The 25,574-nt window shown below is 45.3% G+C and carries 23 protein-coding genes; 17 read left to right on the top strand and 6 right to left on the bottom strand.

Annotation, left to right across the window (positions count from 1 at the left end; all coding sequences use genetic code 11):
- Positions 1-48: 48 nt before the first annotated feature.
- The 5 genes from fumC to ACTHQF_RS03840 all read left to right on the top strand — a co-directional run bounded on the left by fumC (position 49) and on the right by ACTHQF_RS03840 (position 3,916).
- Positions 49-1,446 carry a class II fumarate hydratase gene (fumC, locus tag ACTHQF_RS03860; RefSeq protein ID WP_440428536.1) on the top strand — a complete coding sequence of 466 codons (1,398 nt, stop codon included), beginning with the start codon at positions 49-51 and terminating at the stop codon, positions 1,444-1,446.
- A gap of 12 nt (positions 1,447-1,458) precedes the next feature.
- Entirely contained in the window at positions 1,459-1,962 is a 504-nt protein-coding gene (locus ACTHQF_RS03855; protein WP_440428535.1) for a fumarate hydratase, read from the top strand.
- 77 nt (positions 1,963-2,039) lie between these two features.
- On the top strand, positions 2,040-2,837 hold the full coding sequence (locus ACTHQF_RS03850) for a S1/P1 nuclease (RefSeq protein ID WP_440428534.1): 798 nt from the start codon (positions 2,040-2,042) through the stop codon (positions 2,835-2,837).
- The gene (locus tag ACTHQF_RS03845; RefSeq protein WP_440428533.1) at positions 2,837-3,409 is read left to right on the top strand and encodes a DUF1543 domain-containing protein; all 573 of its coding nucleotides are present in this window, start codon (positions 2,837-2,839) and stop codon (positions 3,407-3,409) included. Before ACTHQF_RS03850 ends, ACTHQF_RS03845 begins: the two co-directional genes overlap by 1 nt.
- Positions 3,410-3,460: 51 nt before the next feature.
- A complete protein-coding gene (locus tag ACTHQF_RS03840; RefSeq protein WP_440428532.1) occupies positions 3,461-3,916 on the top strand; it encodes a ferritin-like domain-containing protein in 456 nt (151 codons plus the stop codon).
- A 60-nt stretch (positions 3,917-3,976) separates the two neighbouring features.
- Here ACTHQF_RS03840 and cphA read toward each other — a convergent pair whose 3' ends face one another.
- Complete coding sequence (cphA, locus tag ACTHQF_RS03835; protein ID WP_440428531.1) at positions 3,977-6,592, bottom strand: cyanophycin synthetase; 2,616 nt, start codon at positions 6,590-6,592, stop codon at positions 3,977-3,979.
- 267 nt (positions 6,593-6,859) lie between these two features.
- On the opposite strand from cphA, the gene ACTHQF_RS03830 reads away from it, so the two are divergent.
- The 6 genes from ACTHQF_RS03830 to ACTHQF_RS03805 all read left to right on the top strand — a co-directional run bounded on the left by ACTHQF_RS03830 (position 6,860) and on the right by ACTHQF_RS03805 (position 13,051).
- Positions 6,860-7,735 (top strand): cyanophycinase, encoded by an 876-nt coding sequence (locus tag ACTHQF_RS03830; RefSeq protein WP_440428530.1) that lies wholly within the window; start codon positions 6,860-6,862, stop codon positions 7,733-7,735.
- Between the two features lies 1 nt (position 7,736).
- On the top strand, positions 7,737-8,579 hold the full coding sequence (locus tag ACTHQF_RS03825) for an isoaspartyl peptidase/L-asparaginase (protein ID WP_440428529.1): 843 nt from the start codon (positions 7,737-7,739) through the stop codon (positions 8,577-8,579).
- A 20-nt stretch (positions 8,580-8,599) separates the two neighbouring features.
- A complete protein-coding gene (locus tag ACTHQF_RS03820; protein ID WP_440428528.1) occupies positions 8,600-9,274 on the top strand; it encodes a hypothetical protein in 675 nt (224 codons plus the stop codon).
- A gap of 106 nt (positions 9,275-9,380) precedes the next feature.
- Complete coding sequence (locus tag ACTHQF_RS03815) at positions 9,381-11,525, top strand: carboxy terminal-processing peptidase (protein ID WP_440428527.1); 2,145 nt, start codon at positions 9,381-9,383, stop codon at positions 11,523-11,525.
- Between the two features lie 355 nt (positions 11,526-11,880).
- Complete coding sequence (locus ACTHQF_RS03810) at positions 11,881-12,813, top strand: glycosyltransferase family 2 protein (protein WP_440428526.1); 933 nt, start codon at positions 11,881-11,883, stop codon at positions 12,811-12,813.
- 52 nt (positions 12,814-12,865) lie between these two features.
- On the top strand, positions 12,866-13,051 hold the full coding sequence (locus ACTHQF_RS03805; protein ID WP_440428525.1) for a hypothetical protein: 186 nt from the start codon (positions 12,866-12,868) through the stop codon (positions 13,049-13,051).
- A 55-nt stretch (positions 13,052-13,106) separates the two neighbouring features.
- Here ACTHQF_RS03805 and ACTHQF_RS03800 read toward each other — a convergent pair whose 3' ends face one another.
- Positions 13,107-13,661 carry a C40 family peptidase gene (locus tag ACTHQF_RS03800; protein WP_440428524.1) on the bottom strand — a complete coding sequence of 185 codons (555 nt, stop codon included), beginning with the start codon at positions 13,659-13,661 and terminating at the stop codon, positions 13,107-13,109.
- Between the two features lie 236 nt (positions 13,662-13,897).
- Between ACTHQF_RS03800 and pdhA the strand changes: the two genes are divergently transcribed.
- From pdhA to ku, 4 genes are all read left to right on the top strand, one after another.
- Entirely contained in the window at positions 13,898-14,893 is a 996-nt protein-coding gene (pdhA, locus tag ACTHQF_RS03795; protein WP_440428523.1) for a pyruvate dehydrogenase (acetyl-transferring) E1 component subunit alpha, read from the top strand.
- Positions 14,894-14,923: 30 nt separating this feature from the next.
- A complete protein-coding gene (locus ACTHQF_RS03790; RefSeq protein ID WP_440428522.1) occupies positions 14,924-16,567 on the top strand; it encodes a pyruvate dehydrogenase complex dihydrolipoamide acetyltransferase in 1,644 nt (547 codons plus the stop codon).
- A 73-nt stretch (positions 16,568-16,640) separates the two neighbouring features.
- Positions 16,641-18,035, top strand: coding sequence for a histidine--tRNA ligase (gene hisS, locus ACTHQF_RS03785; RefSeq protein ID WP_440428521.1), 1,395 nt, complete (start codon positions 16,641-16,643; stop codon positions 18,033-18,035).
- Positions 18,036-18,093: 58 nt separating this feature from the next.
- Positions 18,094-18,858, top strand: coding sequence for a non-homologous end joining protein Ku (gene ku, locus ACTHQF_RS03780; protein WP_440428520.1), 765 nt, complete (start codon positions 18,094-18,096; stop codon positions 18,856-18,858).
- 17 nt (positions 18,859-18,875) lie between these two features.
- Here the strand turns inward: ku and ACTHQF_RS03775 are convergent, their stop codons facing one another.
- From ACTHQF_RS03775 to ACTHQF_RS03760, 4 genes are all read right to left on the bottom strand, one after another.
- On the bottom strand, positions 18,876-19,271 hold the full coding sequence (locus ACTHQF_RS03775; protein WP_440428519.1) for a response regulator transcription factor: 396 nt from the start codon (positions 19,269-19,271) through the stop codon (positions 18,876-18,878).
- A 168-nt stretch (positions 19,272-19,439) separates the two neighbouring features.
- Complete coding sequence (locus ACTHQF_RS03770; RefSeq protein ID WP_440428518.1) at positions 19,440-20,741, bottom strand: ABC1 kinase family protein; 1,302 nt, start codon at positions 20,739-20,741, stop codon at positions 19,440-19,442.
- A 7-nt stretch (positions 20,742-20,748) separates the two neighbouring features.
- Positions 20,749-21,402 (bottom strand): TetR family transcriptional regulator C-terminal domain-containing protein, encoded by a 654-nt coding sequence (locus tag ACTHQF_RS03765; RefSeq protein ID WP_440428517.1) that lies wholly within the window; start codon positions 21,400-21,402, stop codon positions 20,749-20,751.
- Between the two features lie 147 nt (positions 21,403-21,549).
- Complete coding sequence (locus tag ACTHQF_RS03760; protein ID WP_440428516.1) at positions 21,550-21,816, bottom strand: hypothetical protein; 267 nt, start codon at positions 21,814-21,816, stop codon at positions 21,550-21,552.
- A 169-nt stretch (positions 21,817-21,985) separates the two neighbouring features.
- Between ACTHQF_RS03760 and ACTHQF_RS03755 the strand changes: the two genes are divergently transcribed.
- Positions 21,986-24,316 carry a TonB-dependent receptor gene (locus ACTHQF_RS03755; RefSeq protein ID WP_440428515.1) on the top strand — a complete coding sequence of 777 codons (2,331 nt, stop codon included), beginning with the start codon at positions 21,986-21,988 and terminating at the stop codon, positions 24,314-24,316.
- A 237-nt stretch (positions 24,317-24,553) separates the two neighbouring features.
- Positions 24,554-25,564 carry an alpha/beta fold hydrolase gene (locus tag ACTHQF_RS03750; RefSeq protein WP_440428514.1) on the top strand — a complete coding sequence of 337 codons (1,011 nt, stop codon included), beginning with the start codon at positions 24,554-24,556 and terminating at the stop codon, positions 25,562-25,564.
- Positions 25,565-25,574: the final 10 nt, after the last annotated feature.

The following is a 25,574-nucleotide window of genomic DNA, read 5'->3' as shown; positions in this document are numbered from 1 at the left end:
ATCATTCTAAGAAGAGAAAGACTATTTTTGTTGAAAATTAGAAATTATATGAATTTTAGAACAGAACACGATACCATGGGTGAAGTGCAGGTTCCTGCAGACAAGTACTGGGGTGCACAAACTGAACGTTCAAGAAATAATTTTAAAATAGGTCCGGAGGCTTCTATGCCGAAGGAAATTATCCACGCATTTGGATATTTAAAGAAAGCTGCAGCATTGGCAAATGCCGAGCTTGGTGTACTTGCACAGGATAAAGCGGACATGATCGCAAAGGTATGTGACGAGGTTATCGCAGGTCAGTTGGATGATCAGTTCCCATTGGTGATCTGGCAAACCGGATCTGGAACCCAAAGTAACATGAATGCCAACGAAGTGATCGCATACCGTGCTCATGTAATCAATGGCGGTTCATTGGAGGATGCTAAAAAGGTATTACACCCGAATGATGATGTCAACAAATCACAATCTTCAAACGATACTTACCCGACTGCGATGCACATCGCTGCTTATAAACAAGCGATAGAGATCACTATTCCAGGCATCAAACAATTAAGAGATGCGCTTGCAGCAAAAGCACAGGAGTTTCAAGAGATCGTAAAAACCGGTCGCACGCACTTCATGGATGCTACACCATTGACCCTTGGTCAAGAGTTCTCCGGATACGTACAGCAGCTGGACAATGGTTTAAGAGCCATCAACAATGCCCTGCAAATGATCTCTGAACTTGCTTTAGGAGGTACCGCAGTAGGAACTGGCTTGAATACCCCTAAAGGATATGATGTACTTGTTGCACAGAAGATCGCTGAGCTTACTGGCCTGCCTTTTGTAACTGCACCAAACAAATTTGAAGCCTTAGCAGCACATGATGCTATGGTAGAACTTTCTGGCGCTTACCGCCGTGTAGCGGTATCGTTGATGAAGATCGCGAACGACATCCGGATGTTGAGCTCAGGTCCACGTTCAGGTATCGGCGAAATCATTATCCCGGATAATGAACCAGGATCATCCATCATGCCAGGAAAAGTTAACCCGACACAACCCGAAGCATTAACCATGGTTTGCGCGCAGGTAATGGGTAACGACGTAACTGTAGGCATTGGTGGCAGCAACGGCCACTTCGAGTTAAACGTTTTCAAACCAGTGATCGCTGCCAATGTATTACAGTCTGGCCGATTGCTTGGTGACGCCTGCGTTTCCTTCACAGAAAAATGTGCGGTAGGTATTCTTCCTAACCTGCCGGAGATCAAAAAGCACCTAGAGAACTCCCTGATGTTGGTTACCGCTTTGAACCCGCATATCGGTTATGAAAATGCTGCTAAGATCGCGAAGAAAGCACACAAGGAAAATAAAACCTTGAGAGGTGCTGCAGTGGAACTAGGTTTATTAACCAGCGAGCAGTTCGACGAATGGGTTAAACCTGAAGACATGGTTGGAAGCCTTAAATAAATACATATTCCATTGAAAAGATTATATCAGCTCTGCTTTCCTATACTTCTACTGGCGTTACTTGCAACCGCTTGTCAACGTCTGCCTGATGTACAGGGAAGAGGAGAGGTCTTTATGCAAGGTGTCTGGACACAGGATAGTATCCCTTATGCCAGCACCTTGTTAAACTACACCGAGCACAAGTTTAAGTTCACCTGCGACTCGTTCTATGTAGACCTGACCACACATTCCAAGGTTAATTACTATGAGGACTCCTGCTTTAATAATGGCGTGTGGAAGGAGTATGCCAAAGGAATTTATGTGGTTCGGAATGATAGCTTGTTTCTTCAGGGCACCTATACCAAATCAAATTACAAGCAAAAAGTATCTGGCTGCTACCAAACCGGTCAATACCTGAGGTCATTCTCCATTACCTCAGCAAAACCGAATCAGCTGATCATTCAAAGCGTAAACGACCAGCGTGAAGCTGTGCTGACGTTAAAAGAAAAGATCGTCTGCGATCCAAAACCTTTATAATTCTTAAGCGGTCATGATCAGGCATGTTCATCAACCTGGTCCTGACTGTTTTATTCATTCAAAACAACATTCAAATAATGAAACTTAGTAAAAGCTTAAAAGTAGGCCTGATCATGGCAATCTGCGCTTATATTCCTGTGAATGCATCCGCATGGGGTATGTTGGGGCATCGCATTGTTGGACAGGTCGCAGAATCTTACCTGAGCTCAAAATCCCGTAAAGCGATCAAGAACATCCTTGGCGATGAAACACTGGCAATGAGCGCAAACTGGGCCGACTTCATCAAATCCGACAGCAGCTACAACTACCTGAGCTCATGGCACTATGTAAATTTGCCTGAAAAACTCGACCGTCAAGGCGTGATTAACTTCCTGGAGCAAGAAAAACAACCAAACGTTTACAACAAGATCCAGGATATGATCAGCATCCTGAAAAAGAAGGAAAGCAGTGCCGACGAGAAGAAAATGGCTTTACGCATGTTGGTACACATGGTGGGCGACCTGCACCAACCCATGCATACCGCGAGAAAAGAAGACCTTGGTGGTAACAAGGTTTATGTATCCTGGTTCGGTGGCCGTTCAAACCTGCACAAAGTATGGGATGAAGGTCTGGTAGACTACCAACAACTGAGCTATACGGAATATGCAACTGCAATTAACCACCCAACTAAAGCACAGTTAAAAGCCTGGAGAAGCATTTCATTGGCAGAAAATGTTTTTGAATCTTACCAGCTGGTGGATAAGATCTATGCAAAGACACATGCGGATGATAAATTAAGCTACCGCTACAACTTTGATTTTGTAGACCACTTAAACGAACAATTGCTTAAAGGTGGTGTTCGTCTGGCAAAGATCATTAACGAAATTTACGGCTAATGGAACCTCTAGCTAAGCAAGCAACCTTATTCATGATCATGCTCGGCTGTAAGCCGCCAGGCCGGCATACCGAGCAGCATGACATCTTTTTCACTATTGCGGAGTCGATCGCAGCCACCAGGGTTGAGGTGCTCAACTTCTGGCCGGAAGCAAACGGTCGCGTACACATGGATGCCTGGCGGGCGGTTACTGCGGTAGACGGCTACCGGATTAAGGTGGTGCCGAAAAGCAGCAATAGCGAATCAAAGGGGTTGAAGTTGTTTTTCATAAACCTTGGGGGCTACCGCGAAGGGGAGTTCGACGAGCCACATTACAAGCTGTTGATTGTCGCAAAAGACAAAGCAGAGGCTTCCAGGCAGGCCAAACAAACGGCATTTTACAAGCATACGGGTTTCGCAGGTGCACCATCACATATCGATGATAAATATGGGGTAGATGTGGATGATGCCTTCGAGATCAGCGATGTTCTTGCTGCTGATTTAAAAGCGACGTACCAGCTGGAAATCACCCCGGCAAGCGATATGGAAGCAGATCCTTTAACCCTTGGCTATATGCCATTATACAAGGCTTAAAACTTTTGTGGCCTCTTGCTGTTGTTTTAGTACATCAAAAAATCTACAACTATGAGTAATCAAACAGCAAACTACGAAACTTTAAACGATCTGATTGAAATCAATAATGACCGTATCGTAGGTTACGAAAAAGCAATTGAAGAGCTACAGCCTGAAGACAGCGATCTGAAATCATTATTTGCACAGATGATCGTAGAAAGCCAGAAACTTAAAATGGAACTTGCTACAGAAGTTCAGCGTTATGGTTCTGACATCGAAACTGGAACCACCAACTCTGGTAAAATCTATCGTGCATGGATGGATGTTAAAGCCATCTTTACTGGTCACGACCGTAAAACCGTTTTGAACAACTGCGAATTCGGTGAGGATGCGGCTCAAAAAGCGTACAAGACGGCTTTAGAGATGGACAACCTTTCTGAAGATGTAAGAGCTTTAATTACTAAACAAAAAGCGCAGCTAAGAGTATCACACGATGAGATCAAAGCTTTAAGAGACTCCGTAGCTTAAGAAGCCATAAATACACAAAAAAGCCCGGAACCATCGTTCCGGGCTTTTTTGTGTAAGGAATTAAACACCCGCTTCTTTATCGCGGTACTCTGCCACTTTCGAAATAGCATCGTCAATCGTGTTGCTTAATATGGTAATAAAGGTACCAGGCTGCGCGGTCGTTACCAGATAGCGCAGACAATCATCACCACTGTTGTTGATGATCACCTTCATATCTGGCTTAACTGCTCTTATCCCCTGTAAAAGCAGATCGATAAGTTCCTGCTGCGTTCTGCCGCGAAGGTATTTTTCCTGGCAGATGATGATCTTATCGAACATCTCGGCAGAGATCTTTGCCGTTTCAATGATGTCCTCATCACGCCTGTCGCCGGTGCCTGAAATTACACCAATATGCTCGGTAGCTTCGATGGTACTCAAATAACCCTTGATGCCGTTAAAGCCGTCCGGATTGTGTGCAAAGTCGATCAGGATCTTAAATTCCTTAAAGTTAAAGATGTTCATCCGTCCCGGCGTCTGTGCGGCAGAAGGAATGAAAGTCTCCAGCGATACCCGGATGTCTTCAATCTTATAGCCATATAGGAAAGTTGCCAGCGTCGCTGCAAGCACGTTTTCTATCATGAACTCCAAACTTCCACCGAAGGTTAAAGGCACGTGTGTCACTTTAATCACCCGGATCTTCCAGTCGCCTTTTTTGATCGTGATGTAGCCATTCTCGTAGATGGCTGCGGTGCCGCCTTTCTTGCAGTGCTCCTTAATCACCGGATTATCTTCATTCATCGAGAAGTAAGCGACCTTGCAATCCGCTTTGTTCGCAATTCTGATGCAATACTTATTATCTGCATTCAACACGCCCCAGCCACTTCTTTTCACTGCACCAATAACTACGGATTTAACGCGGGTCAGGTCGTCCAGGTTATGGATGTCTGCAATACCGAGGTGATCTTCTTGAATATTAGTTACAATGCCGATGTCACAGCTGTTAAAACCGAGTCCGGAACGTAGAATTCCGCCTCGAGCGGTCTCCAAAACAGCGAACTCCACCGTTGGATCGCGAAGGATAAATTCCGCGCTGATTGGCCCTGTGGTATCCCCTTCCATGAGGAGGTTGTTTTGTACATATACCCCATCAGAGGTCGTGAAACCCACGCGTGTACCATTGCTTTTTACAATATGTGCAATCAGACGGGTTGTGGTGGTCTTTCCATTAGTTCCAGTAATCGCAATAATAGGGATACGTGCAGATTTACCCGGCGGATAAAGCATGTCGATCACGGGTGCAGCAACGTTGCGCGGTAAACCTTCACTAGGGGCCAGGTGCATCCGGAAACCCGGTGCTGCGTTAACCTCGAGCACTACCCCGCCATTTTCCGAAAAAGGATGGGTAAGGTTCGGAGCCATAATGTCTATCCCGCAAATATCCAGACCAATAACTCTGGAGATTCGTTCGCAGGTGAAAACGTTTTCCGGGTGCACCAGGTCGGTCACGTCAATGGATGTTCCGCCTGTACTTAAATTTGCAGTAGACTTCAGGTAAACCGTTTCGCCATTTGGAACTACGGAATCCAGTGTATAATTATTTTTAGCCAGCAGGTCCAGGGTATCGCGGTCTACGGTGATCTCAGTCAGCACGTTCTCATGTCCATAACCTCTTCTAGGATCCTGGTTTTCAATATCGATCAGTTCCTGTACCGTGTCTAGGCCATTACCAGTTACATGGGCTGGCACGCGCAATGCTGCTGCCACCATCTTATGGTCAATAACCAGGATACGAAAGTCGTAGCCGGAAATAAATCGCTCAATGATAACCCTTCTGGAATATTTCTGTGCATACTCAAAAGCAGCAACAGCCTCTTCCATGGTCTGCACATTAATGGTGGCACCTTTACCGTGATTGCCATCAAGCGGTTTAAACACCAGCGGGAAACCAACGTGGCGAACGGCATCTCTTACACCTTCAGGGTCTGAAATCGTCACGCCCTTAGCTACCGGAATGGCAGCATCCTGTAATAAACGTTTAGTTTCTTCCTTATTGCAAGCAATATCTACAGCAATGCTGTTGGTCCTTTCGGTCATCGTTGCGCGGAAGCGTACCTGGTTTTTACCGTAACCCAGCTGCACCAGCGAACTTTTGTTCAGTCTGATCCATGGTATTTTCCGGGAGATGGCTTCATCAACAATAGATCCTGTACTTGGCCCAAGGCGCTCCTGCTCGCGCAGTTCGCGCAGGCGTTGAATGTCCTGTTCCAGATCGTAGGGCTCGCCACTAATCAGCGCCTCGGCAATTTTTACGGAAGCTTCAGCAGCGTAAACACCAGCTTTCTCTTCCAGATAGCTGAATACCACATTGTAAATGCCCTCCGTTTTTGTCTGCCGCGTTCTGCCAAAGCCTGTATCCATACCGGCCAGCGTTTGTATCTCCAGCGCAATGTGTTCGATGACATGGCCCATCCAGGTACCTTCTTCAATACGCTTAAATAAACCGCCAGGTTCACCAATGGAGCAACGATGGGTGTATAAGCTTGGCAGAAGCGCCTGGATGCGCTCCGCAAAGCCCGGAATAAGATTGCTGGGCTGTTGTTCCAGCTCCTCCAGATCCAGACGCATCTGGATGAGTTTCTTACGGGTAATGGACCAGATGTTTGGTCCTCGCAGCACTTGTATGCCTAATATTTTCATTTGAAATTGTTGTTAAGGTTTGGTCGCTTTTAAGCTGCGCTGCAGGCAGTAAAAATAGCATATTAACAGAATTGTTTGGTCAATTATAAACTATATAGATGCTGCTTTGGTTTTTGTATACTTCTGTAAAGTGCCTTATACATTTTCTAAAATTTTTATCGTTTCGCAGCATGGAATGTGGTTTTTACCTGAAAGTTTTGTATAAAAACCTGATTTTTAGCCTCATTAGCCATATATTTGAACTTTGTTCTAATAAAAAGTATCTAAATGGCTCCAAAAGGTAAATTAATAATAATTGGCGGCGCAATTAATACAGGAAGTTTTACCGAAACAACGTTTGGTCAGGCCGATAACATGAACTTCTTCGAGCGGGGCATCTTAAAGCGAATTACGACCGAATCTATCAAAGATAATTTATCAAGATTTGAGATTATTACCACAGCTTCCCTGATTCCCGACCGGGTAGGCGAAGAGTATGTGAAAGCTTTCGCACATCTTGATGTTTACAATGTTGGCGTGCTCAATATCTCCAGTCGCGAGCAGGCTAATGACAAGCAATATACCGATCGCCTGCGTGCAGCAGAAGTGATCATCTTTACTGGCGGCGATCAACTTCGTTTATCTTCTATTTTTGGCGGTACAGCATTTCATGAGGTACTGCTCGAGAAGTACCAGCAGGAGCAGGTGGTAATTGCCGGCACTTCTGCGGGGGCTGCGGCAAGCTCAAAAAACATGATCTATCAGGGCAGCAGCAAAGACGCCTTGCTGAAAGGGGAGGTAAAGATTACCGGTGGACTGGGTTTTATCGACGGTGTGATCGTAGATACCCACTTTGTGCAACGTGGACGGATAGGACGATTACTCTATGCTGCGGCAAGTAATCCGGGTATTTTGGGTATCGGACTAGGGGAAGATACTGGATTGTTCATTAGTAAGGGTACACGGATGGAAGCGATCGGCTCTGGCATGGTTATTCTGGTAGATGGCCGTAAAATGTCGGACACAAATCTAACGGATGTACAGATGGGCCAACCGGTTTCAATCAACAACATGATCGTGCACGTGATGTGCGATGGTGATGTTTATGATCTGAAAACGCACCAGCTGAAAATCCATCACCTTAAAGCAATACCAGAATCCTGATATGAAACTGATTATTCACGGCGGCTTCTTTAGTGAGTCGAGCTCCAGCGAAGAAACCAAGATTGCCAAGCAAAAAGCGCTTTCAGAAATTGTAACCTCGGGTCATGAATACCTGCAAAGTCATACGGCGCTGGAAACGGTCACCTATGTTGTAGGCTTGCTCGAGGATCATGAACTGTTCAATGCCGGTACTGGCGGGCAGATCCAGAGCGACGGCAAATTGCGGATGAGCGCTTCCATCATGGATGGGAAATCGCTGCGCTTTAGCGGGGTAATTAATATAGAAGACGTTAAAAATCCGGTTCAGGTTGCGCTGAAGCTGATGGAAAAGGAAGACCGGGTGTTAAGCGGGCCAGGTGCATTGGCTTTCGCCCGTCAGCAAGGCTTTGAACATTATAACCCCATAACCCCGCAAAGGCAGCAGGAGTTTGATGAGAAGCGCAACCAGCAGAATAACAAAGGTACCGTTGGCTGTGTGGCTATGGATGCCCAGGGTAACATTGCGGCGGCAACCTCTACTGGCGGCAAGGGATTTGAACTTCCTGGCCGGGTTAGCGATTCTGCTACTGTAGCCGGGAATTATGCAAACCAGTTTGCGGGTGTTTCCTGCACAGGTGTCGGAGAGGACATCGTGAACGTTGGACTCGCTATGAAGATCGTGACCCGCGTTACCGATGGCATGCCATTACAGCAGGCCACAGACAGATCCTTTGAAGAGCTGAAGCAGATCGAAGGCTTTGCCGGCGTGATCGCAATCAGCAGCAATGGGGATATGTACCATACAGACTCCCATCCATATATGGTATGGGCGGCTTTTGACGGTCGTTTACAGGTGTTTAACTAAATTGTTGCTATCTTTGTGATATGCAAAAAATCTCCCTGATCATTCTGCTGTTACTTGCTGTAAATGTCAAGGCACAGATACCCGATATCACCGTTTCCCGCCCGGTACCTGGCGGCCCCATAAACATCACCTATTACAACCCCGCTACGCTGAATGCAGATGATTACTTCTATGAAGCCGATCAGAATGAGCGCAAAGGGGATCTTAAAATCGCACTTGCTTTGTACGATAAAGCGGCGACAGGCTTCAGCATGTCTAGAAGGATGCCGCAATACTGCCTGACCTTATTGCGCTTGAGCAACGTGCACATGCTGATGAATAACTACACAAAAGCGGAGAAATTAGTACTGGAAGGCGCTTTAATGAATTATTCTAAACTGGGCAGCATCTCGGGCGAGATGGACGCTTACCAGCAGCTTGCCAAAATTTACCTTGCGGCAGACAAACTTACAGAGGCCCTGTGGTTTTCGACACAGCAGGGTATTCTGGCACAGCGCCTTAGCAACCAAAATGCTTACATCGCCTCCCTGCTTGGACTTGCACAGGTGAAGATCAAAAAGCAGGAATTTAACCTGGCCAATTATGATGTAAACCGCGCTGAAACCCTCGCGAAGTCCAATAACTACACGGATTTCAACGGCCAGATCAGTGACGCCCGAAAGGCTATCGCTGATGGTCAGAACCCTAAAAAATAATGTTGAATTTTACTTAAATAACTTTTACAGAAAAGAGACGTATTATTACTGTCTCTTTTTTGTTTATTAAAGAATTTGGTATCATATTGGATACCTATTAACCCAAATGGAATTTAAAATATTTAAACAGATGCTTAGAAGAATCTTACTGGTCACTTTTACCGCTGCAGTGCTGGCCTGTAGTGCCGCTCCCAAGCCGCAACAGCTGGTAGATGGGATCGCAAATATAAAGCCTGATGAGCAGCAAAGTCTGGTTGCCAGAGAGGTGGTGACGCTTATCGAAAATTACAACTACAAGAAGATAAAGCTCAACGATTCCATTTCATCGCTGATATTAGACCGCTATGTCAAAGCATTAGACCCTTCCAAATATTACTTTTTGGCTTCTGACATCAAGGATTTTGAACAGTTCAGGAACAGCCTGGATGATGATCTGAGAAACGGCGACCTGAGTGCACCTTTCTACATCTTCAACGTATACCTGAAACGATATAATGAATGGGTGGCTTTCTCCCTGCAGAACGTGAAGAATAAATTTGACATCAATGGGAATGACAAATACGTTTATGACCGCGAGAAGATGCCTTGGGCAGCTACACGTACTGCATTAAATGAAGTTTGGCAAAAGCGATTGAAATATGAATTGATCAATCTGCAAATTGCTGGTACCGAGCAAGCGAAAAATGTGGAGACACTTACCAAGAGGTACCAGAACCTGAAGTCACAGGTTGCCAAGGTGAACAACCAGGACGTGTTTCAGACCTTAATGGATGCTTTTACGGAAAGTATCGACCCACATACCAATTACTTCAATCCAACCAATGCTACCGCCTTTAATGAAGATATGGCGCGTTCATTTGATGGTATTGGTGCACGATTGATGTTGGAAAACGAAGTGGTTAAAATCTCAGAGATTATCCCTGGCGGCCCTGCTTTCAAAAGCAAGCAGCTGAATAGTGGCGACCGTATTGTTGCAGTTGCACAAGGGAACGGGGAGTTTGAAGACATCATTGGCTGGAGGATTGACAACTCTGTTGCTAAAATCAAAGGCCCTAAAGGAACCACCGTTCGTCTGAAGGTTATTCCTGCGGGACAGGACTTGTCTTCAAAACCGGTAATTATCTCGCTCGTAAGGGAGAAAATCATTCTGGAAGACCAATCGGCTAAGAAGTCGGTAAAAACTATCCAGCAGAATGGAAAAGCCTATAAAATTGGCCTGATCACCGTACCTGCTTTCTATGCTGATTTTAAAGCAGCTAGTGCTGGTGAGAAAAACTATAAAAGTACAACCCGTGATGTGCGTTTACTGATTGATACTTTGAAGAACCGCGATAAGGTTGATGCCATCATGATGGACCTTCGTGCAAATGGTGGTGGCTCCTTGGTGGAAGCCATAGACCTTACTGGTCTTTTCATTGATCGTGGACCGGTGGTGCAGGTTAAGGATCTTAAAGGCCGTATTGATGTGTCTGAAGACACCAATCCAGGTGTGGCATGGGATGGCCCTTTTGCCGTGATGGTAGACCGCCTGAGCGCTTCTGCATCGGAAATCTTTGCAGGTGCCATCCAGGATTATGGCCGTGGTGTGGTCATTGGTACCCAGACATATGGTAAAGGCACAGTGCAGTCGTCCATAGATCTGAATAAGCTGTTAAATCCTTCCATGTTGCAACGTCTTGCCAGCCTGATCAATAAGACTGCAGTGGTTAAGGGTGAGGCACCTAAAGAAGCTCCACAACTTGGACAGATAAACCTGACCATGGCGAAGTTCTACCGTGTAAATGGTAGCAGCACGCAGCATAAAGGGGTGATGCCAGACGTCGTGTTTCCGTCGATTTATCCACTGGACAAGATTGGTGAGGATACCGAGCCATCTGCATTGCCTTGGGATGTAATACCACAATCTAACTTTACTCCGGTAGCCGATCTGTCTACGGTTAAAACCGAACTGGTAAACCGTCATAAAGCGCGCATGGAAAAATCAACAGACTACAAGCTGTTGGTGCAGGACATCGCCGATATGCAAAAGCGTGATAAAGAAACCGCAATAACGCTGAACCAGGCCAAGCTGAAAGCCGAACGAGATAGCCTTGAAGCTAAATCACTGGAGCGCACTAACCTGATCCGTACCTCAAGAGGTTTACCAGCACTTAAGAAGGGTGAGAAGGTAAAGAAGGAAGAGACCTACGATTTCATCGAAGATGAAAGCATGAAAGTTATTGTTGACATGATCGAGATGAAGAAGGCATAATACGCCAGCAAAGACAAATTTTAACGGCTCTACCAATTCAGGTAGAGCCGTTTTTTTGTGTCCGGCCCAGCTTGGGGTCAAACGCACACCAAACGCACATCAAACGCACACCAAGCGCACATCAGACGCACATTCGTTGTGTGTTTGATGTGGTGCTGATGTGCACCTGCTTTCTGTTTTCTCCGCATGTGTTACTTGTTTTACCTGAGTTTAGCTGCAGTTTATTTCCTTGATATCGGCCCTTAGTTTTGACCTTGGTTGGTCTTGAAAATAAAGTTGTTTTTGCAGCTGCAATGTTTGATTATTCAGTTAGCTTTATGTTAATCGTCTGTTCATAAATGCTAAGCAACAAGAAATGTCCTTATCCATATTGATTCCGACGTATAAACGTCCTGCACTTCTTAGAAGAAATTTAGCATCTATCATTGAATCAATGGTAAAAGTTGATGAAGTGGTTGTTGGAGATGATGGAGGAGACGAGGAAACCAGGATGGTGTGTGGACAATTTGCGTCGCGATTACCGCTCCGGTATTTGCGTCCTGAAGGTAAAGGTTCCTTAGCTACTAACGTCACAAGATTATTAAAAGCTTCCAGGATGGAATGGATTCTGTTGTTACATGATGATGATTATTTGACGGGCAATCATTCGGATTTTCCTGCGCAGTTTGAATATAAATGTGATTTGTTCTTTACCGATCATTGGATATGTGAAGAAAGCGGAGAGATTAATCTTGAAAAAACCACAGGTAACTCCATTGCATATGGTAGGAGCGCTTTGAAGGAGGGCATTCAATATGATAACCTGGGGATTGCACTTCATCAGAAGATATGCCTGGATGGCTTTTATGTTAGAAGGAGTAAAATCGATGGAATATTTCCCGATCCAAAATTTGGGCATGTAGCAGACTTCATCTGGGTTTTTGATCTCTTGAACTCTAGCTTGAAGGTCTGGTATGCTAATCGTCGAACCTTTGCTTACCGCTTATCGCCAGATGGATTAACTGGTTCTGGAGGGCGCATAAACGAGGACACGGTTTTAGGATTAAATGCGATCAGGGAAAGACTGATGAATAAGGATCTAATTTCCTTGGTAGCATCAAAAATATCGATGAATACGTGGTATGCTGTAAATGCAGCACTTAGGCGTGGAGCGCCTCATACCGCCTTTTCCTTACTAAAAGATCTCAATTTCAATTATACGCATTCGAGTAAGCATAAGATTTTGATAGTTGTTCAGCTACTCTGGATCTTGTTAAAGAAGAGTATGCCTGGGAAGTTGAAGACTTAGTTCCTTTTTTCAGCTCGGCATAGATATTGCATATTCCTGGAAAATATAAGTTATGAACGTAAAGCGCACATTTGGAACGATCCTTACCATCCTTGGAATCATTGGGTTAATTTATGCGGGCTATGGCTATACGCAGAACGATCCTGCTACCCGTCAGCTGATTGTTTACGGCGTGATCGGCATCATCTTCTTTTTCTCCGGTATCGGATTGGTGAAGAATACTAAAGACGAAGCTTAGGCACATAAAAAAAGCCGGCTGTTTTAACAACCGGCTTCTAAAATATCTAGTGTGCTTATTCTTCAATCAACTCGTCCTTTACAGAGTCCAGGATCCTGCCACCCTTATAGAAGTAGCGGGAGTAATAAGGTTCATTCAGGTTACTGATCACCACACCTCTTGAAGAGGAAGCATGTGCAAAGCGGTTATCGCCAAGATAGATACCGATGTGGGTAATGCTTCTGCTTTTGATTTTGAAAAATACCAGATCACCTTCTTTAAGCTCGTCTTTAGGCAGTGGATTTACCATGCTGAAGATGTCTCTGGAATTACGAAGGATGGTCGTATTAAATACTTTATCGTAGATGGCCTTGGTAAATGCGGAACAGTCTATACCTTTCTCGGTGTTACCACCAAAACGGTAAGGGGTACCAATCCATTCATATATAAATTTGTAAAGCTTTAAGTTTGATGTTGCGTCTACTGCAACGCCCATTACCTGAGAGAAGTATTGGGAGGCCAGGTTATCCGGGTCTTCTAATTTGTTGGTTTCTTTTGCTTTTGACTGGGCGTTTACTGCGGATATGCTGCACAGCGCAATCAGGGTAGAAAACAAAAACTTTTTAATCATGTTATACTATAAGTTTGGGTAAAAGGTACTTACACTTAAACGTACACCAGTTATATGGCTTATTGTTTGAGTTCCAAAACTATGTATTAAACTTAGTTAATCCAAATGTGAATAAATAATTCTCTATTGTGGATATCGTGTCTTGTAACCTTAGTGTGTAATTTACAGCATTTCTTTCGATATATTATAATAAAAAAGTAGATTTGCTCTCGTAAAAAACAATCAAGACCCCAAAAATGAGTGCAGTAGAAATTAATAAAGATACCTATCTGAAGTGGTTTGAGTCGATGTTGCTGATGCGCAAATTCGAAGAAAAAACAGGGCAACTTTACGGACAACAAAAGATCCGTGGATTCTGCCACCTATATATTGGACAGGAAGCCGTAGTTGCGGGTGCTATTTCTGCCTTAACACCTGAAGATTCTATGATTACTGCTTACCGTGACCACGCACATGCGTTGGCTAAAGGTGTAAGTGCAAGAAGTATCATGGCCGAAATGTATGGTAAAGCTACTGGTTGCTCTAAAGGAAAAGGTGGTTCCATGCACATGTTCAGCAAAGAACATAACTTCTATGGTGGCCATGGTATCGTTGGTGGTCAAATTCCATTAGGTGCCGGTATTGCATTTGCAGAGAAATATAAAGGAACAAAAAATGTTAATGTTTGCTACATGGGTGACGGCGCTGTTCGTCAGGGTGCTTTGAATGAGGCGTTCAACATGGCGATGTTATGGAAATTACCAGTGATCTTTGTTTGCGAAAACAACGGTTATGCTATGGGTACTTCCGTACAACGTACCACAAACATGACTGATATCTATAAAATCGGTTTAGGTTTTGACATGCCATGCGCACCAGTTGATGGTATGGATCCAGTTGCAGTACACAATGCAATGGACGAAGCTGCTCAACGTGCCCGTAACGGTGAAGGTCCAACTTTCTTGGAAATGCGTACATACCGTTACCGCGGTCACTCCATGTCTGACCCGGCTAAATACCGTACAAAAGAAGAATTAGAAGATTATAAAACTAAAGATCCAATTGAACTGGTACGTGAAGTTATTCTTAAAGAGAAGTATGCTGATCAGGCCTGGATCGAAAGTATAGAAGAGAAAGTGAAAGAGATTGTTGATGATTCGGTGAAATTTGCTGAAGAGTCTCCATGGCCAGAAGCTTCTGAACTATACACTGACGTTTATGTTCAGTCGGACTATCCTTACGTAACAGATTAATTTAAACAGTTTTCAATTTTATAATATAGAATGGCTGAAGTAGTTAGAATGCCCAAAATGAGCGACACCATGACCGAAGGGGTGATGGCGAAGTGGCATGTAAAAGTTGGCGATAAAATTAAAAGCGGCGATGTTATGGCCGAAGTGGAAACCGATAAGGCGACCATGGATCTTGAATCATATTGGGATGGAACTGTTTTATATATTGGTGTTGAAGAAGGCGCAGCAGTTCCTATTGATGCGGTAATCGCAGTAGTAGGAAAAGAAGGTGAAGACTACAAAGCTTTACTGGATAATGAAGCTGCACCTGCTGCTCCGGCTGCGGAAAGTAAGTCAGAAGAGGCTGCCCCTGCGGCACCTGCTGCTGCATCTGCACCTGCCGTTACCGATGCTGACCTGGAGAAAATGGGCGTAACCGTGGTAAGAATGCCATTGTTGAGCGATACCATGACCGAAGGTGTTATTGCGGAATGGCATAAAAAAGTTGGTGATAAAGTTAAAGATGATGATATCCTTGCCGACGTTGAAACCGATAAGGCAACAATGGAAGTTATGGGTTATGCCTCTGGAACTTTACTACATATTGGCGTTGAAAAAGGCCAGGCTGCTAAAGTAAATGGCATTATTGCTATCGTTGGTCCGGAAGGCACCGACATCAGTGGCATCCTGAACCAGGGTGATGCACCTGCAGCTGCAGCTCAGGAATCTGCAGCACCTGCAGAGAACAAAGCTGAAGGGGCTGCACCTGCTGCAAGCACTGAAGCGGCTTCAACTGAAGGCGGCCGTGTTAAAGCATCTCCACTTGCTAAACGCATTGCAAAAGAAAAAGGAATTGATCTTTCACAGGTTGCAGGTTCTGCTGACGGTGGAAGGATCATTAAAAAAGATATCGAGAACTTTAAACCAGCTGCTGCTGCTGCTTCGGCATCTGCATCGGCTCCGGCTAAAGAAAGCGAAAAAGCTGCGGCTCCACTTCCTCAATATGTTGGTGAAGAGAAGTTCACGGAAAAACCAGTTACACAGATGCGTAAGGTTATTGCCAAACGTCTTTCTGAAAGCTTGTTCACTGCACCGCATTTCTACTTAACCATGTCTATCGATATGGACAGCGCAATTGCTGCCCGTACCAAGATCAATGAGTTTGCTGCTGCAAAAGTTTCTTTCAATGACCTGGTATTAAAAGCGGTTGCTGTTGCTTTAAAACAACACCCTGCGGTTAACTCTTCATGGTTAGGTGACAAGATCCGTTACAATGAGCATGTAAACATCGGTGTTGCAGTAGCTGTTGAAGACGGCCTGTTGGTACCAGTTGTTCGTTTTGCAGATGGCAAATCTTTATCACGCATCTCTGCGGAGGTTAAAGATTTCGCACAACGTGCAAAAGCGAAGAAATTACAGCCCGCAGATTGGGAAGGTTCAACATTTACCATCTCTAACTTAGGTATGTTTGGTATTGATGAATTTACAGCCATCATCAACCCGCCTGATGCTTGTATCCTTGCCATCGGTGGTATCTCACAAGTGCCTGTTGTTAAAAACGGCGCAGTTGTTCCAGGTAACGTGATGAAAGTAACGTTAAGCTGTGACCACCGTGTGGTAGATGGCGCTACTGGTGCTGCATTCCTTCAAACTGTTAAGGCTTTATTGGAAGAACCGGTTAGATTATTGGTTTAACAACCCTACTAAATACTTAAAAGCTGCTTCGGCAGCTTTTTTTATGCCTTTTACTTTTTGTACTTTTGCGGCTATGTCAAACATCAAGCCCTCTTTAGCTAAAGGTACCCGCGACTTCTCACCTGTTGAAATGGTTAAGCGTAATTACATCTATGATACCATTAAAAAGGTGTTCCGGAAGTATGGTTATGCGGAGATTCAAACCCCATCCATGGAGAATCTAAGCACGCTTACCGGCAAGTACGGCGATGAAGGCGATAAACTGATCTTCAAGATCCTGAATAGTGGTGACTACCTGGCAAAGGTGGATCCTGAGCTGCTGAGCAGCAAGAACTCCAATGCGATGATCTCTTCGATCAGCGAAAAAGCGTTAAGGTATGACCTTACGGTTCCTTTTGCGCGTTACGTGGTAATGCACCAGAATGAGATTACGCTGCCTTTTAAACGTTTCCAGGTGCAGCCGGTATGGCGTGCGGACCGTCCGCAGAAAGGGCGTTACCGTGAGTTCTACCAGTGTGATGCGGACGTGGTAGGATCAGACAGCCTGCTGAATGAAGCAGAGTTCATCCTGATCTATCAGGAAGCTTTGAGCAACCTGGGGCTAAGGGATTTCAGTATCAAAATTAACAATCGCAAGATCCTGACTGGCATTGCTGAGATCATCGGTAAGCCGGATCTGATCATCGATATGACGGTTGCCATTGATAAGCTGGACAAGATCGGCTTTGAAGGTGTAACTAAAGAACTGCTTTCAAAAGGCTTTACGGAAGCAGATATCGATGTGCTTAAACCCGTGATCTTACTGGAAGGTAGTAACGACGAAAAGATCAACCAGCTGAAAGCTGTTCTTTCGGGTTCTGAAGCCGGTTTGAAAGGCATCGCGGAGATTGAAACCGTATTCAACTATGTGGCTTCACTGGCAGGTGCCGGTCTGCGTGCGGAGATCAAGCTGGAGCTTGATATAACCCTTGCCAGAGGCTTAAACTATTACACGGGTTGTATCTTCGAGGTGAAAACCAACGAAGTGGCTATGGGTAGCATTGGTGGTGGTGGCCGTTACGACGACCTTACCGGCATGTTTGGCCTCAAAGGTTTAACTGGTGTTGGGGTTTCTTTTGGCGCCGACCGCATCTATGATGTGCTGTTGGAACTGAACCTTTTCCCAGAATCTGCCAGTGCAGGAACCAAAGTGCTGATTAGCAATTTTGATGCTGCAGCTGAGGCTTATGCATTGCCCCTTTTGCAGGCTTTGCGCCAGGCGGAGATCTCTGCAGAGCTATATCCATCATCAGCGAAGCTGAAGAAGCAGATGTCTTATGCCGATGACAAAAACATCCCATATGTGATCCTGATCGGTAGTGAAGAGATGGAAAGTGGTCTGTTAACCCTGAAAGATATGAAGAGTGGTGTACAGGAAAAGCTTGGCATTGATGCCATCATTGATATGCTGCAGGACAAAGGCCTTTAAGTCGAAATAAACAATTCCCTTTAGCCCGTTGTTATCATGCTACTAAAAGCAGGATGCGATGAGATCAATATGGAAAGGTTCGATTGGGTTTGGATTGGTTAACATACCGATCAAGCTGTACTCTGCCGTGCAGAACAGCGGCCTTGATCTGGATATGCTTGACTCCAAAGATCACTCCCACATCAAGTTCCAACGGATCAATGAGAACACGCAGAAAGTGGTGGAGTTCGACAAGATCGTGAAGGGGTATAAGCTGGATGATAAGTATGTAATCCTGGATAAACATGACTTTGAAGAAGCAAGTCCCGAGAAGACTAAAATGATCGAGCTGGAGAACTTTGTCAGCATTGATGAGATCAATCCCATCTACTATGAAACTTCTTATTTTGCAGAACCTGAAACCCAGGGCAAAAAGGCCTATGCGCTACTGCTAAAAGCCCTTCAGAAATCGGGCAAGGCTGGTGTGGCACGTTTTGTACTTCGTAATACCGAAAATCTCTGTGTGATCCATCCGCTCAACAATGTGCTTACGGTGACTAAGATTCGTTTTGCGGAGGAAATCCGCTCCGCTGAGGAGATCAACGTGCCTTCACTGGACACGATCAACAAAAAAGAATTGGATGTCGGCCTGGCGCTTATAAAGCAGTATACCTCTCCGTTTAACATTGAAGCCTTCAAAGACGAATATACCAAGGAGCTGTTGCGCATCATTAAAGCGAAAGCAAAAGGTAAGCGGGCTACGGTGAAAAAGCTTAAGCCAAGGGAAGAATCCGGTTCTGATTTGTATAGCCAGTTGATGCAGAGCTTATCGAAAAAGGCCTAAGAGGCTTATTAGGGGATTTACAGATACTTTTCGCCTGCAAGCAAGCCTTCAATCTGGTCGAGCAGATCGTCGATGTCGAAAGGTTTGGCAACAAAGGCATCTGGTTTGAACTCCACGTTCTGCAGGTTTTCCTTGGTATACCTGGCAGAGATCATCAGCACAGGGATATGGCGGGTACGCTCGTTCAAGCGCAGTTCCTGTAAGAGTACACGGCCATCAGCATCCGGCAGCATGATATCCAGGATCAGCAGATCTGGATTAAACTCATCGATATGATCCATAAAGTTTGCACTCTTGCTGAGGCCACTTACTTTATATGCCTCACTTTGCAGAATCAGCGTAATCACATCCAGGATCGCATGATTGTCTTCAATAACTAGAATGTTCTTATAGTTGGTAGCGCTTTTCTTCAAGGCAGAATCAGTATTTATTTACAAATATATAGAGGTTTCAGGCATCTACTCACCAAAAAAAGTACCTGAAATTTATTTTTACAGCGAATTGAAACCTTTTATGTTGTAAGACGTCTTATTAGTAGTTTTTAGGTTTAATAAAAGGTACAATTGTGGCGATTGTACCTTTTATTTTACATGAGGTTTGTAAGTGCCTGTGTTCACAGTGGCCTTTAATTCCTGCAGTATCGTGTACAGTCCGAAGTTGGTGCGGTTCACATAGATGAAGTGTTTCACGCCGCGGGGCTGTTTAAACTCCGGCATCTTCGCGATCTTCTCTCCATAGGCATACAGCTGATCAAAGAACTCGGGCTTACTGAAGTCGAATACTTCGTCTAGGTATGGCCGGGCAAACAGACTGATCATCTCCTTGTAAGCTTTGTAATAGAACTCCACCTGTGCTGGTGTATCCGTCTTAAAGATCATGTCCAGCTTACGGAAGGCATCTATGGTTTTCGCTTTGTCCTGAAGGATCCCTGCTGATACCAGTGAAAAGAAGGGCTCATAGAAGTCGTCTGGCAGTTCTTTGATACAGCCAAAGTCTATCACCCCAAGCTTTTCATCTTCCGTGATCAGGAAGTTGCCTGGATGGGGATCAGCATGGACAGCACGTAGTTCATGCTGCTGGAAGTTGTAGAAATCCCATAAGGCCTGTCCAATCTTATTTCTTAATTCCTGTGAAGGGTTCGTTTTCAGAAACTCTTTCAAATGCTTCCCTTTGATCCAGTCCATCGTGATGATGCGCTTGCCTGAATACTCTGGGTAATAGGTTGGGAACACGACGTTGTTCAGGTTTTTACATGCCTCGGAAAACTGGATGGACCTGCGGACCTCCAGCTCATAGTCTGTCTCTTCCAAAAGTCGTTCTTCCACCTCGGCGACATAGATGTTCAGTTCTTTCTCGCTCATGCCCAGCAAGCGGAACGCAAAAGGTTTCACCAGCTTTAAGTCTGAAGAGATGCTGTCTGCAACACCCGGGTACTGGATCTTCACGGCCAGCTTCTTTCCATTGAGCATGGCTTCGTGCACTTGCCCGATGGAGGCCGCATGCGTAGAGGAGGCGTTGAACTTGTCGAAGATCTTCTCTGGGGATTTGCCAAGCTGTTTCGTGAAAGTACGTACGATCAGCGGTCCGGAAAGGGGAGGTGCGTTGTACTGCGACTGCGTAAACTTGTCTACATACGAGCGCGGCAGCACGTTTTTATCCATGCTGAGCATTTGTGCGATCTTCAGGGCGCTACCTTTAAGCTCGCTTAAGGATTTGTATATGTCCGTTGCGTTATCCTCGTTGAGTTGTTCCCGGTCGAGGTCTGGATTGAAAAGCTTTTTAGAATAGTGTTTGATGTAGTTACCACCAATCTGGAAGCCGGTTTTTACGAATTTAGCAGAACGTTGGGTTTTGGTAGTAGGAATACTGTCTTGTTCTCTCATCAGGTTTTTAAAATCTCATTTTTTCTTTGAAGGCGCCATTGCGGGAAAGGAACTTTCCATATTCGAACAGGTTGTCGATCGGAGAACGTTGAAACAGGTCGAACGTCACGTTGATACCTTTCTCAATCGCTTCATCGGTTTTTTCAAAGCCAGTACTGTCGTCATTGATCCAGAACTTGGTTATGAATACGAACTGTGCCCAAAGCGCATCCTTGTAGCGTTTAGTGAAGAACTTACGCTCTGCAAGTTCACCGCTTTCCAGCCCTTCACCGAGTACGTTTTCGGCAAACTGCTCGAACAACTCCCTGGCGGCCGACAAGGGTGCAGGGGTGTAGTGATTGGTGCCATTCTGTTTCAGGCTGTACACAATGAAGCTGCGCTGGCTTTTCAGCAGTTCGGTAAGGCTGTAGAAGAAGGAGAGCATTTTGTCACGGGAGGAGTATTCCGCCCAGACTTCCTGCTGCTGCACGGCATCAATGGTTTCTGCGACCAGCTCTGCCCAGGTGTTCTTCTCTATGCTCTCAAAGGAGGCATAGTGGTTGTAAAACTCCGATTCCTGAATGTCCAGGCTTTTTACAAAACTGTATATGGATTTAGGCTTTTCACCATGTGTAAGAACATAGTCGATATAAGCCGTTCTGATTTGCTCCGCTGTAACCATGAGGATTTTATTTTTATTAACGTAAATTTCGGCATCTTGGTTTGTAAAACCCGGTTTAATTCCTTGTAGATCATCATGCTTGCGTAATAAATGACCCGTTATCTTGATTACTATAGGGAAACCTGCCCCATCATCGTTATTGTTACGTTAGCGCATCATTAGAAAAGGCTTTTTGTTTAATTTTGCATGCAGGTGAACCAGAAACGCAGCTATATCGAGAGAATGTTGGCTACAGCTATGCTGTGGGTGTTCTTTCTTGCGCTTACCCCATGGGCATCTTTCCATCATCACCAGCAGATTAAGTATCAGTGCGAGGGTGAAACGATCTGCAGCCATAAGCAACACCTTAGCACCCATGCGGAGCAGTGTCTGGTTTGTGCTGCGCACTTCGAAAAGACTTATGTAATTTCCCATAACTTCTTCAGCTTCTATGATAGCCCTGGGTTGTTTATCAAAAATCAGCCTGTGGAAGCGGGTTTGTACTCGGAATTAATCAGCACCTCCTTACGGGGTCCGCCTGTAGCTTAACACCTCCCAGTTAAGTTTTCAGGGCCATTATGGCCATTAATTCCATTTTACAAATATGATCAAGCGTATATACTTCTATATGGTTGTGCTCCTTTTTACGTTGAGCGCGACTACCCTGTTTGCAGCAGAAACCATCACCTTTAGCGGCAAAGTCATCGATGCCAGGTCGAAAGCCGGTTTACCTGGCGCAAGTGTTTCCATCCCAGATCTTCGGATATCAGTTATCACAGATGCGAATGGCGAGTTCTCCATCAGCAGTGCCCCAACGCGGGGGCGGTTCCTGATCCAGATCCGATACATCGGCTATAAAACCCTGACGGAAAGCGTTGATTTCAGCAAATCAGCCGCTGTGGTTTTCGAAATGGAGGAAAGTGTGATTGAAGGCAAAGAGATCGTGATCACCGGATCGGCCTTCAGTTCTGACAACCGTCAGAACAGTACTTCTATTGCCACGGTAACGAAGGAAGAACTGCTTTACAATCCTTCCACCAACATCATTGACGCACTTTCTAAAGTACCTGGGGTGTCACAGATCACTACAGGTCCAGCGATTTCCAAGCCTGTGATTCGTGGTTTAAGTGCCAACCGGGTGGTTACCTTGAGCAACGGGGTTAAACAGCAGGGGCAGCAATGGGGTGATGAGCATGGTATTGAGATTGACCAGTACAGTGCGGAACGGGTGGAGATCCTGCGTGGACCTGCCAGCTTGATGTACGGTTCGGATGCGCTCGGTGGGGTGATCAATATCCTGGATGCACTGCCAGCACCCGATGGTACACTGAGAGGGGAGTTCCTAAGTAATTATGCGACCAACAATGGCCTAAGCGGAACATCGCTGATGCTGCAGGGTAATAGCAACGGACTGGTTTACCGTGCCCGCGGCTCTTACCGCAATGCCTATTCTTATAAAACTCCTACAGAATATGTACCGAACTCCGGATTCAATGAAACCAGCTTTGAAGGGCAGATTGGCCTGAACAAAAACTGGGGTTATGCGCATCTGGATGCATCAAGCTTCAGAAATAACATCGGGTTTTATGAACCTGTCCGTAATGATGAGGGGTTTTTAGTCAATGAAGACGGACTGGTACCTACAAAGGCGGAAAACCACGATCGTAGCCTTGCTTTTCCAAAGCAGGATGTGCGTCACTATAAACTTGCGCTGAACAGTAACATCCTGTTTAACAATGGTAGCTTAAGATCCACCATCGGTTATCAGCAGAACCAACGCCGAGAGCTGGAAAGTGCAGGCGAGGGCGCCGCACTTTACCTGAACAACTACGCTTACAGCTACGACTTCAAATACACCTTTAAGGAAATTAATGGCTGGGCATCTGTTCTTGGTATCTCCGGTGAGTTTATCCATAGCTTAAACACCAGTGCTGAAGAACAACTGATCCCAGACTTCGATAGTCAGGCTTACGGAGCCTTCGGCTTTGTAAAGAAAACCTGGGATAAAAATACGTTTAACATTGGTGCACGTGTGGATTACCGCAAGTTGAACTCCTACGCTTTTGAAGGGGAGGAAGTGTCTTTTGCGGCCATTAATAACGAATTCACCAACCTGAGTGCAGCACTGGGGTATACCCACGAGTTTAATGAGGCTTTGAGCTTTAAAGCGAATGCAGGTACTGCTTTCCGCGGGCCGAATATTGCGGAATTGTCCTCTAACGGGGTACATGAAGGTGCTTTCCGTTACGAAATCGGTAATCCGGACTTAAAGCAGGAGCGGAGTAACCAGTTTGATGCTTCTTTTGAATATTCAGATGAGTACCTGAGTGCTAGTGTTGGCGGGTTTTTGAACTCCATCAACAACTATATTTACTACAACTCCAACGGGGAGTTCATTGAAGTGGACGGCACGGATTACCCGGTATTCAACTTTGTGCAGAACGACGCTTTGCTAAGAGGTATTGAAGCTTCACTTACCTTGCACCCGGTAAGCTTCATTCACTTCGAAAATGCCTTTGCTTTTACGCGCGCAACGAACCGTAGCACTAAGCAGTCGCTGCCATTCATTCCTGCAGCGACCTTACGTAATGAGTTCCGTTACGAGCCGAAAATCCCTGGTACAGTACACTCGTACATTTCCGTAGGATTGGATAACTTCTTCAAGCAGTCTAAAGTAGATGCTTTTGAAACCAGCACCTCTGGATACACGTTGTTGAATGCCGCTGTTGGTACCACGTTGAAGCTAAACAAGAAGCAGGAATTAACGATCTACGTAGCTGGAAGGAACCTATTGAATAAAGCCTACTATGATCACTTGAGCCGCTTCAAACCGGGAAGGCTTAGTGAAGAAGATCCTACCTTCGGTATTTACAACGCTGGAAGAAACATTACTTTCGGTTTTAGACTACCATTGAACATTACCACAGGGAAGTAATTACTTTTCAGATGGATTGACTCCCCTGATTTGATGTAGACTTCATATCATATTGCGATCAGTAACATAGCGGATCAAGAAAGCCCCTCAGCTTAAAGTTAGAGGGGCTTTGTTGCCCGTAGCCTTTGCGATTGGAAGTCCTGGCCGGTAAGGTGCCGGGCATCAATGGTACATCATCAATTGTCGTGTAGCCTTGATGCAGGTATGAATTTTGCACTTGAACTTTCGTAATAGAATATGTACTTCATTCAGATAGCACCACTCATGTTTAAAAAGCTGATTACCCTAAGCCTGTTAATTCTTACCACCACGGCATTGTTTGCGCAGAAAGATTCTATATCCATAAAACTGGAAAATGTAAACTATGCTCATCCGGTTAAATTCTTCCCGATCTCCACTGAAGGACAGCAACTCAAGATGGCCTACATGGATGTGCAGCCAACGAAGAATGCCAACGGCAGAACTGTGGTCCTTTTTCATGGAAAGAACTTTGCTGGCTACTACTGGACGGATGTCATTAAGACATTAACCACTAATGGCTACCGGGTAGTTGTGCCCGATCAGATTGGCTTTGGTAAATCATCTAAAGCTTATATTCACTACAGCTTTCATCAGCTCGCCAGTTGGAGCAAGGCGCTGCTGGAAAGTTTAAACATCTCGAAATCGGTGATTCTTGGTCATTCGATGGGAGGTATGCTGGCCACGCGCTACGCGCTGATGTTTCCAGAACGTACAGAAAAGCTGCTGCTGGAAGATCCGATCGGCCTGGAAGACTACAGGACCTTCATCCCCTACACCAACACGGAAAAGCAGTATCAAACAGAGCTTAAAGCCACGCCAGAAAGCGTACGCAAGTACTACCAGGGTTCCTACTTTACCAAATGGAAGCCTGAGTACGACGAGCTGGTGCGCATTGCGGGAGGCGTAAGTTACAGCAAGGAATTTCCTAGGTACGCAAAAGTAGCAGCCATGACCTATACCATGATCTTTGAGCAGCCCGTAGTGTACGAGTTTAAGAACCTGAAAGTGCCAACGGTGTTGTTCATCGGCCTGGAAGATAATACCATTGTAGGGAAAGCCAGTTTAACGCCAGAGCAGCAGGCGCAGCATGGACAATACAAGGTGCTGGGTAAAAAGGCTGCTGCCGAGATTCCCGGTGCTAAGCTGATCGAGTTTGAGAACTGCGGTCACATACCACACCTCGAAATACCCAAAGCTTTTGCCGCGACGCTGCTTGAAAACCTTTAATCAAGCCTAA

The organism is Pedobacter sp. SAFR-022, assembly GCF_051965375.1.
In the GTDB taxonomy this organism is placed as follows: Bacteria; Bacteroidota; Bacteroidia; order Sphingobacteriales; family Sphingobacteriaceae; genus Pedobacter.
Note: the sequence above shows the minus strand (reverse complement) of the source record. Positions and strands in the feature narration are given on the sequence as shown.

Coding starts and splice junctions, on each gene's coding strand:
- fumC (WP_440428536.1), top strand. CDS start 49: ATGAATTTTAGAACAGAACACGATACCATGGGTGAAGTGCAGGTTCCT.
- ACTHQF_RS03850 (WP_440428534.1), top strand. CDS start 2,040: ATGAAACTTAGTAAAAGCTTAAAAGTAGGCCTGATCATGGCAATCTGC.
- ACTHQF_RS03845 (WP_440428533.1), top strand. CDS start 2,837: ATGGAACCTCTAGCTAAGCAAGCAACCTTATTCATGATCATGCTCGGC.
- ACTHQF_RS03840 (WP_440428532.1), top strand. CDS start 3,461: ATGAGTAATCAAACAGCAAACTACGAAACTTTAAACGATCTGATTGAA.
- cphA (WP_440428531.1), bottom strand. CDS start 6,592: ATGAAAATATTAGGCATACAAGTGCTGCGAGGACCAAACATCTGGTCC.
- ACTHQF_RS03830 (WP_440428530.1), top strand. CDS start 6,860: ATGGCTCCAAAAGGTAAATTAATAATAATTGGCGGCGCAATTAATACA.
- ACTHQF_RS03825 (WP_440428529.1), top strand. CDS start 7,737: ATGAAACTGATTATTCACGGCGGCTTCTTTAGTGAGTCGAGCTCCAGC.
- ACTHQF_RS03820 (WP_440428528.1), top strand. CDS start 8,600: ATGCAAAAAATCTCCCTGATCATTCTGCTGTTACTTGCTGTAAATGTC.
- ACTHQF_RS03815 (WP_440428527.1), top strand. CDS start 9,381: ATGGAATTTAAAATATTTAAACAGATGCTTAGAAGAATCTTACTGGTC.
- ACTHQF_RS03810 (WP_440428526.1), top strand. CDS start 11,881: ATGTCCTTATCCATATTGATTCCGACGTATAAACGTCCTGCACTTCTT.
- ACTHQF_RS03805 (WP_440428525.1), top strand. CDS start 12,866: ATGAACGTAAAGCGCACATTTGGAACGATCCTTACCATCCTTGGAATC.
- ACTHQF_RS03800 (WP_440428524.1), bottom strand. CDS start 13,661: ATGATTAAAAAGTTTTTGTTTTCTACCCTGATTGCGCTGTGCAGCATA.
- pdhA (WP_440428523.1), top strand. CDS start 13,898: ATGAGTGCAGTAGAAATTAATAAAGATACCTATCTGAAGTGGTTTGAG.
- ACTHQF_RS03790 (WP_440428522.1), top strand. CDS start 14,924: ATGGCTGAAGTAGTTAGAATGCCCAAAATGAGCGACACCATGACCGAA.
- hisS (WP_440428521.1), top strand. CDS start 16,641: ATGTCAAACATCAAGCCCTCTTTAGCTAAAGGTACCCGCGACTTCTCA.
- ku (WP_440428520.1), top strand. CDS start 18,094: ATGAGATCAATATGGAAAGGTTCGATTGGGTTTGGATTGGTTAACATA.
- ACTHQF_RS03770 (WP_440428518.1), bottom strand. CDS start 20,741: ATGAGAGAACAAGACAGTATTCCTACTACCAAAACCCAACGTTCTGCT.
- ACTHQF_RS03765 (WP_440428517.1), bottom strand. CDS start 21,402: ATGGTTACAGCGGAGCAAATCAGAACGGCTTATATCGACTATGTTCTT.
- ACTHQF_RS03760 (WP_440428516.1), bottom strand. CDS start 21,816: ATGGGAAATTACATAAGTCTTTTCGAAGTGCGCAGCACAAACCAGACA.
- ACTHQF_RS03755 (WP_440428515.1), top strand. CDS start 21,986: ATGATCAAGCGTATATACTTCTATATGGTTGTGCTCCTTTTTACGTTG.
- ACTHQF_RS03750 (WP_440428514.1), top strand. CDS start 24,554: ATGTACTTCATTCAGATAGCACCACTCATGTTTAAAAAGCTGATTACC.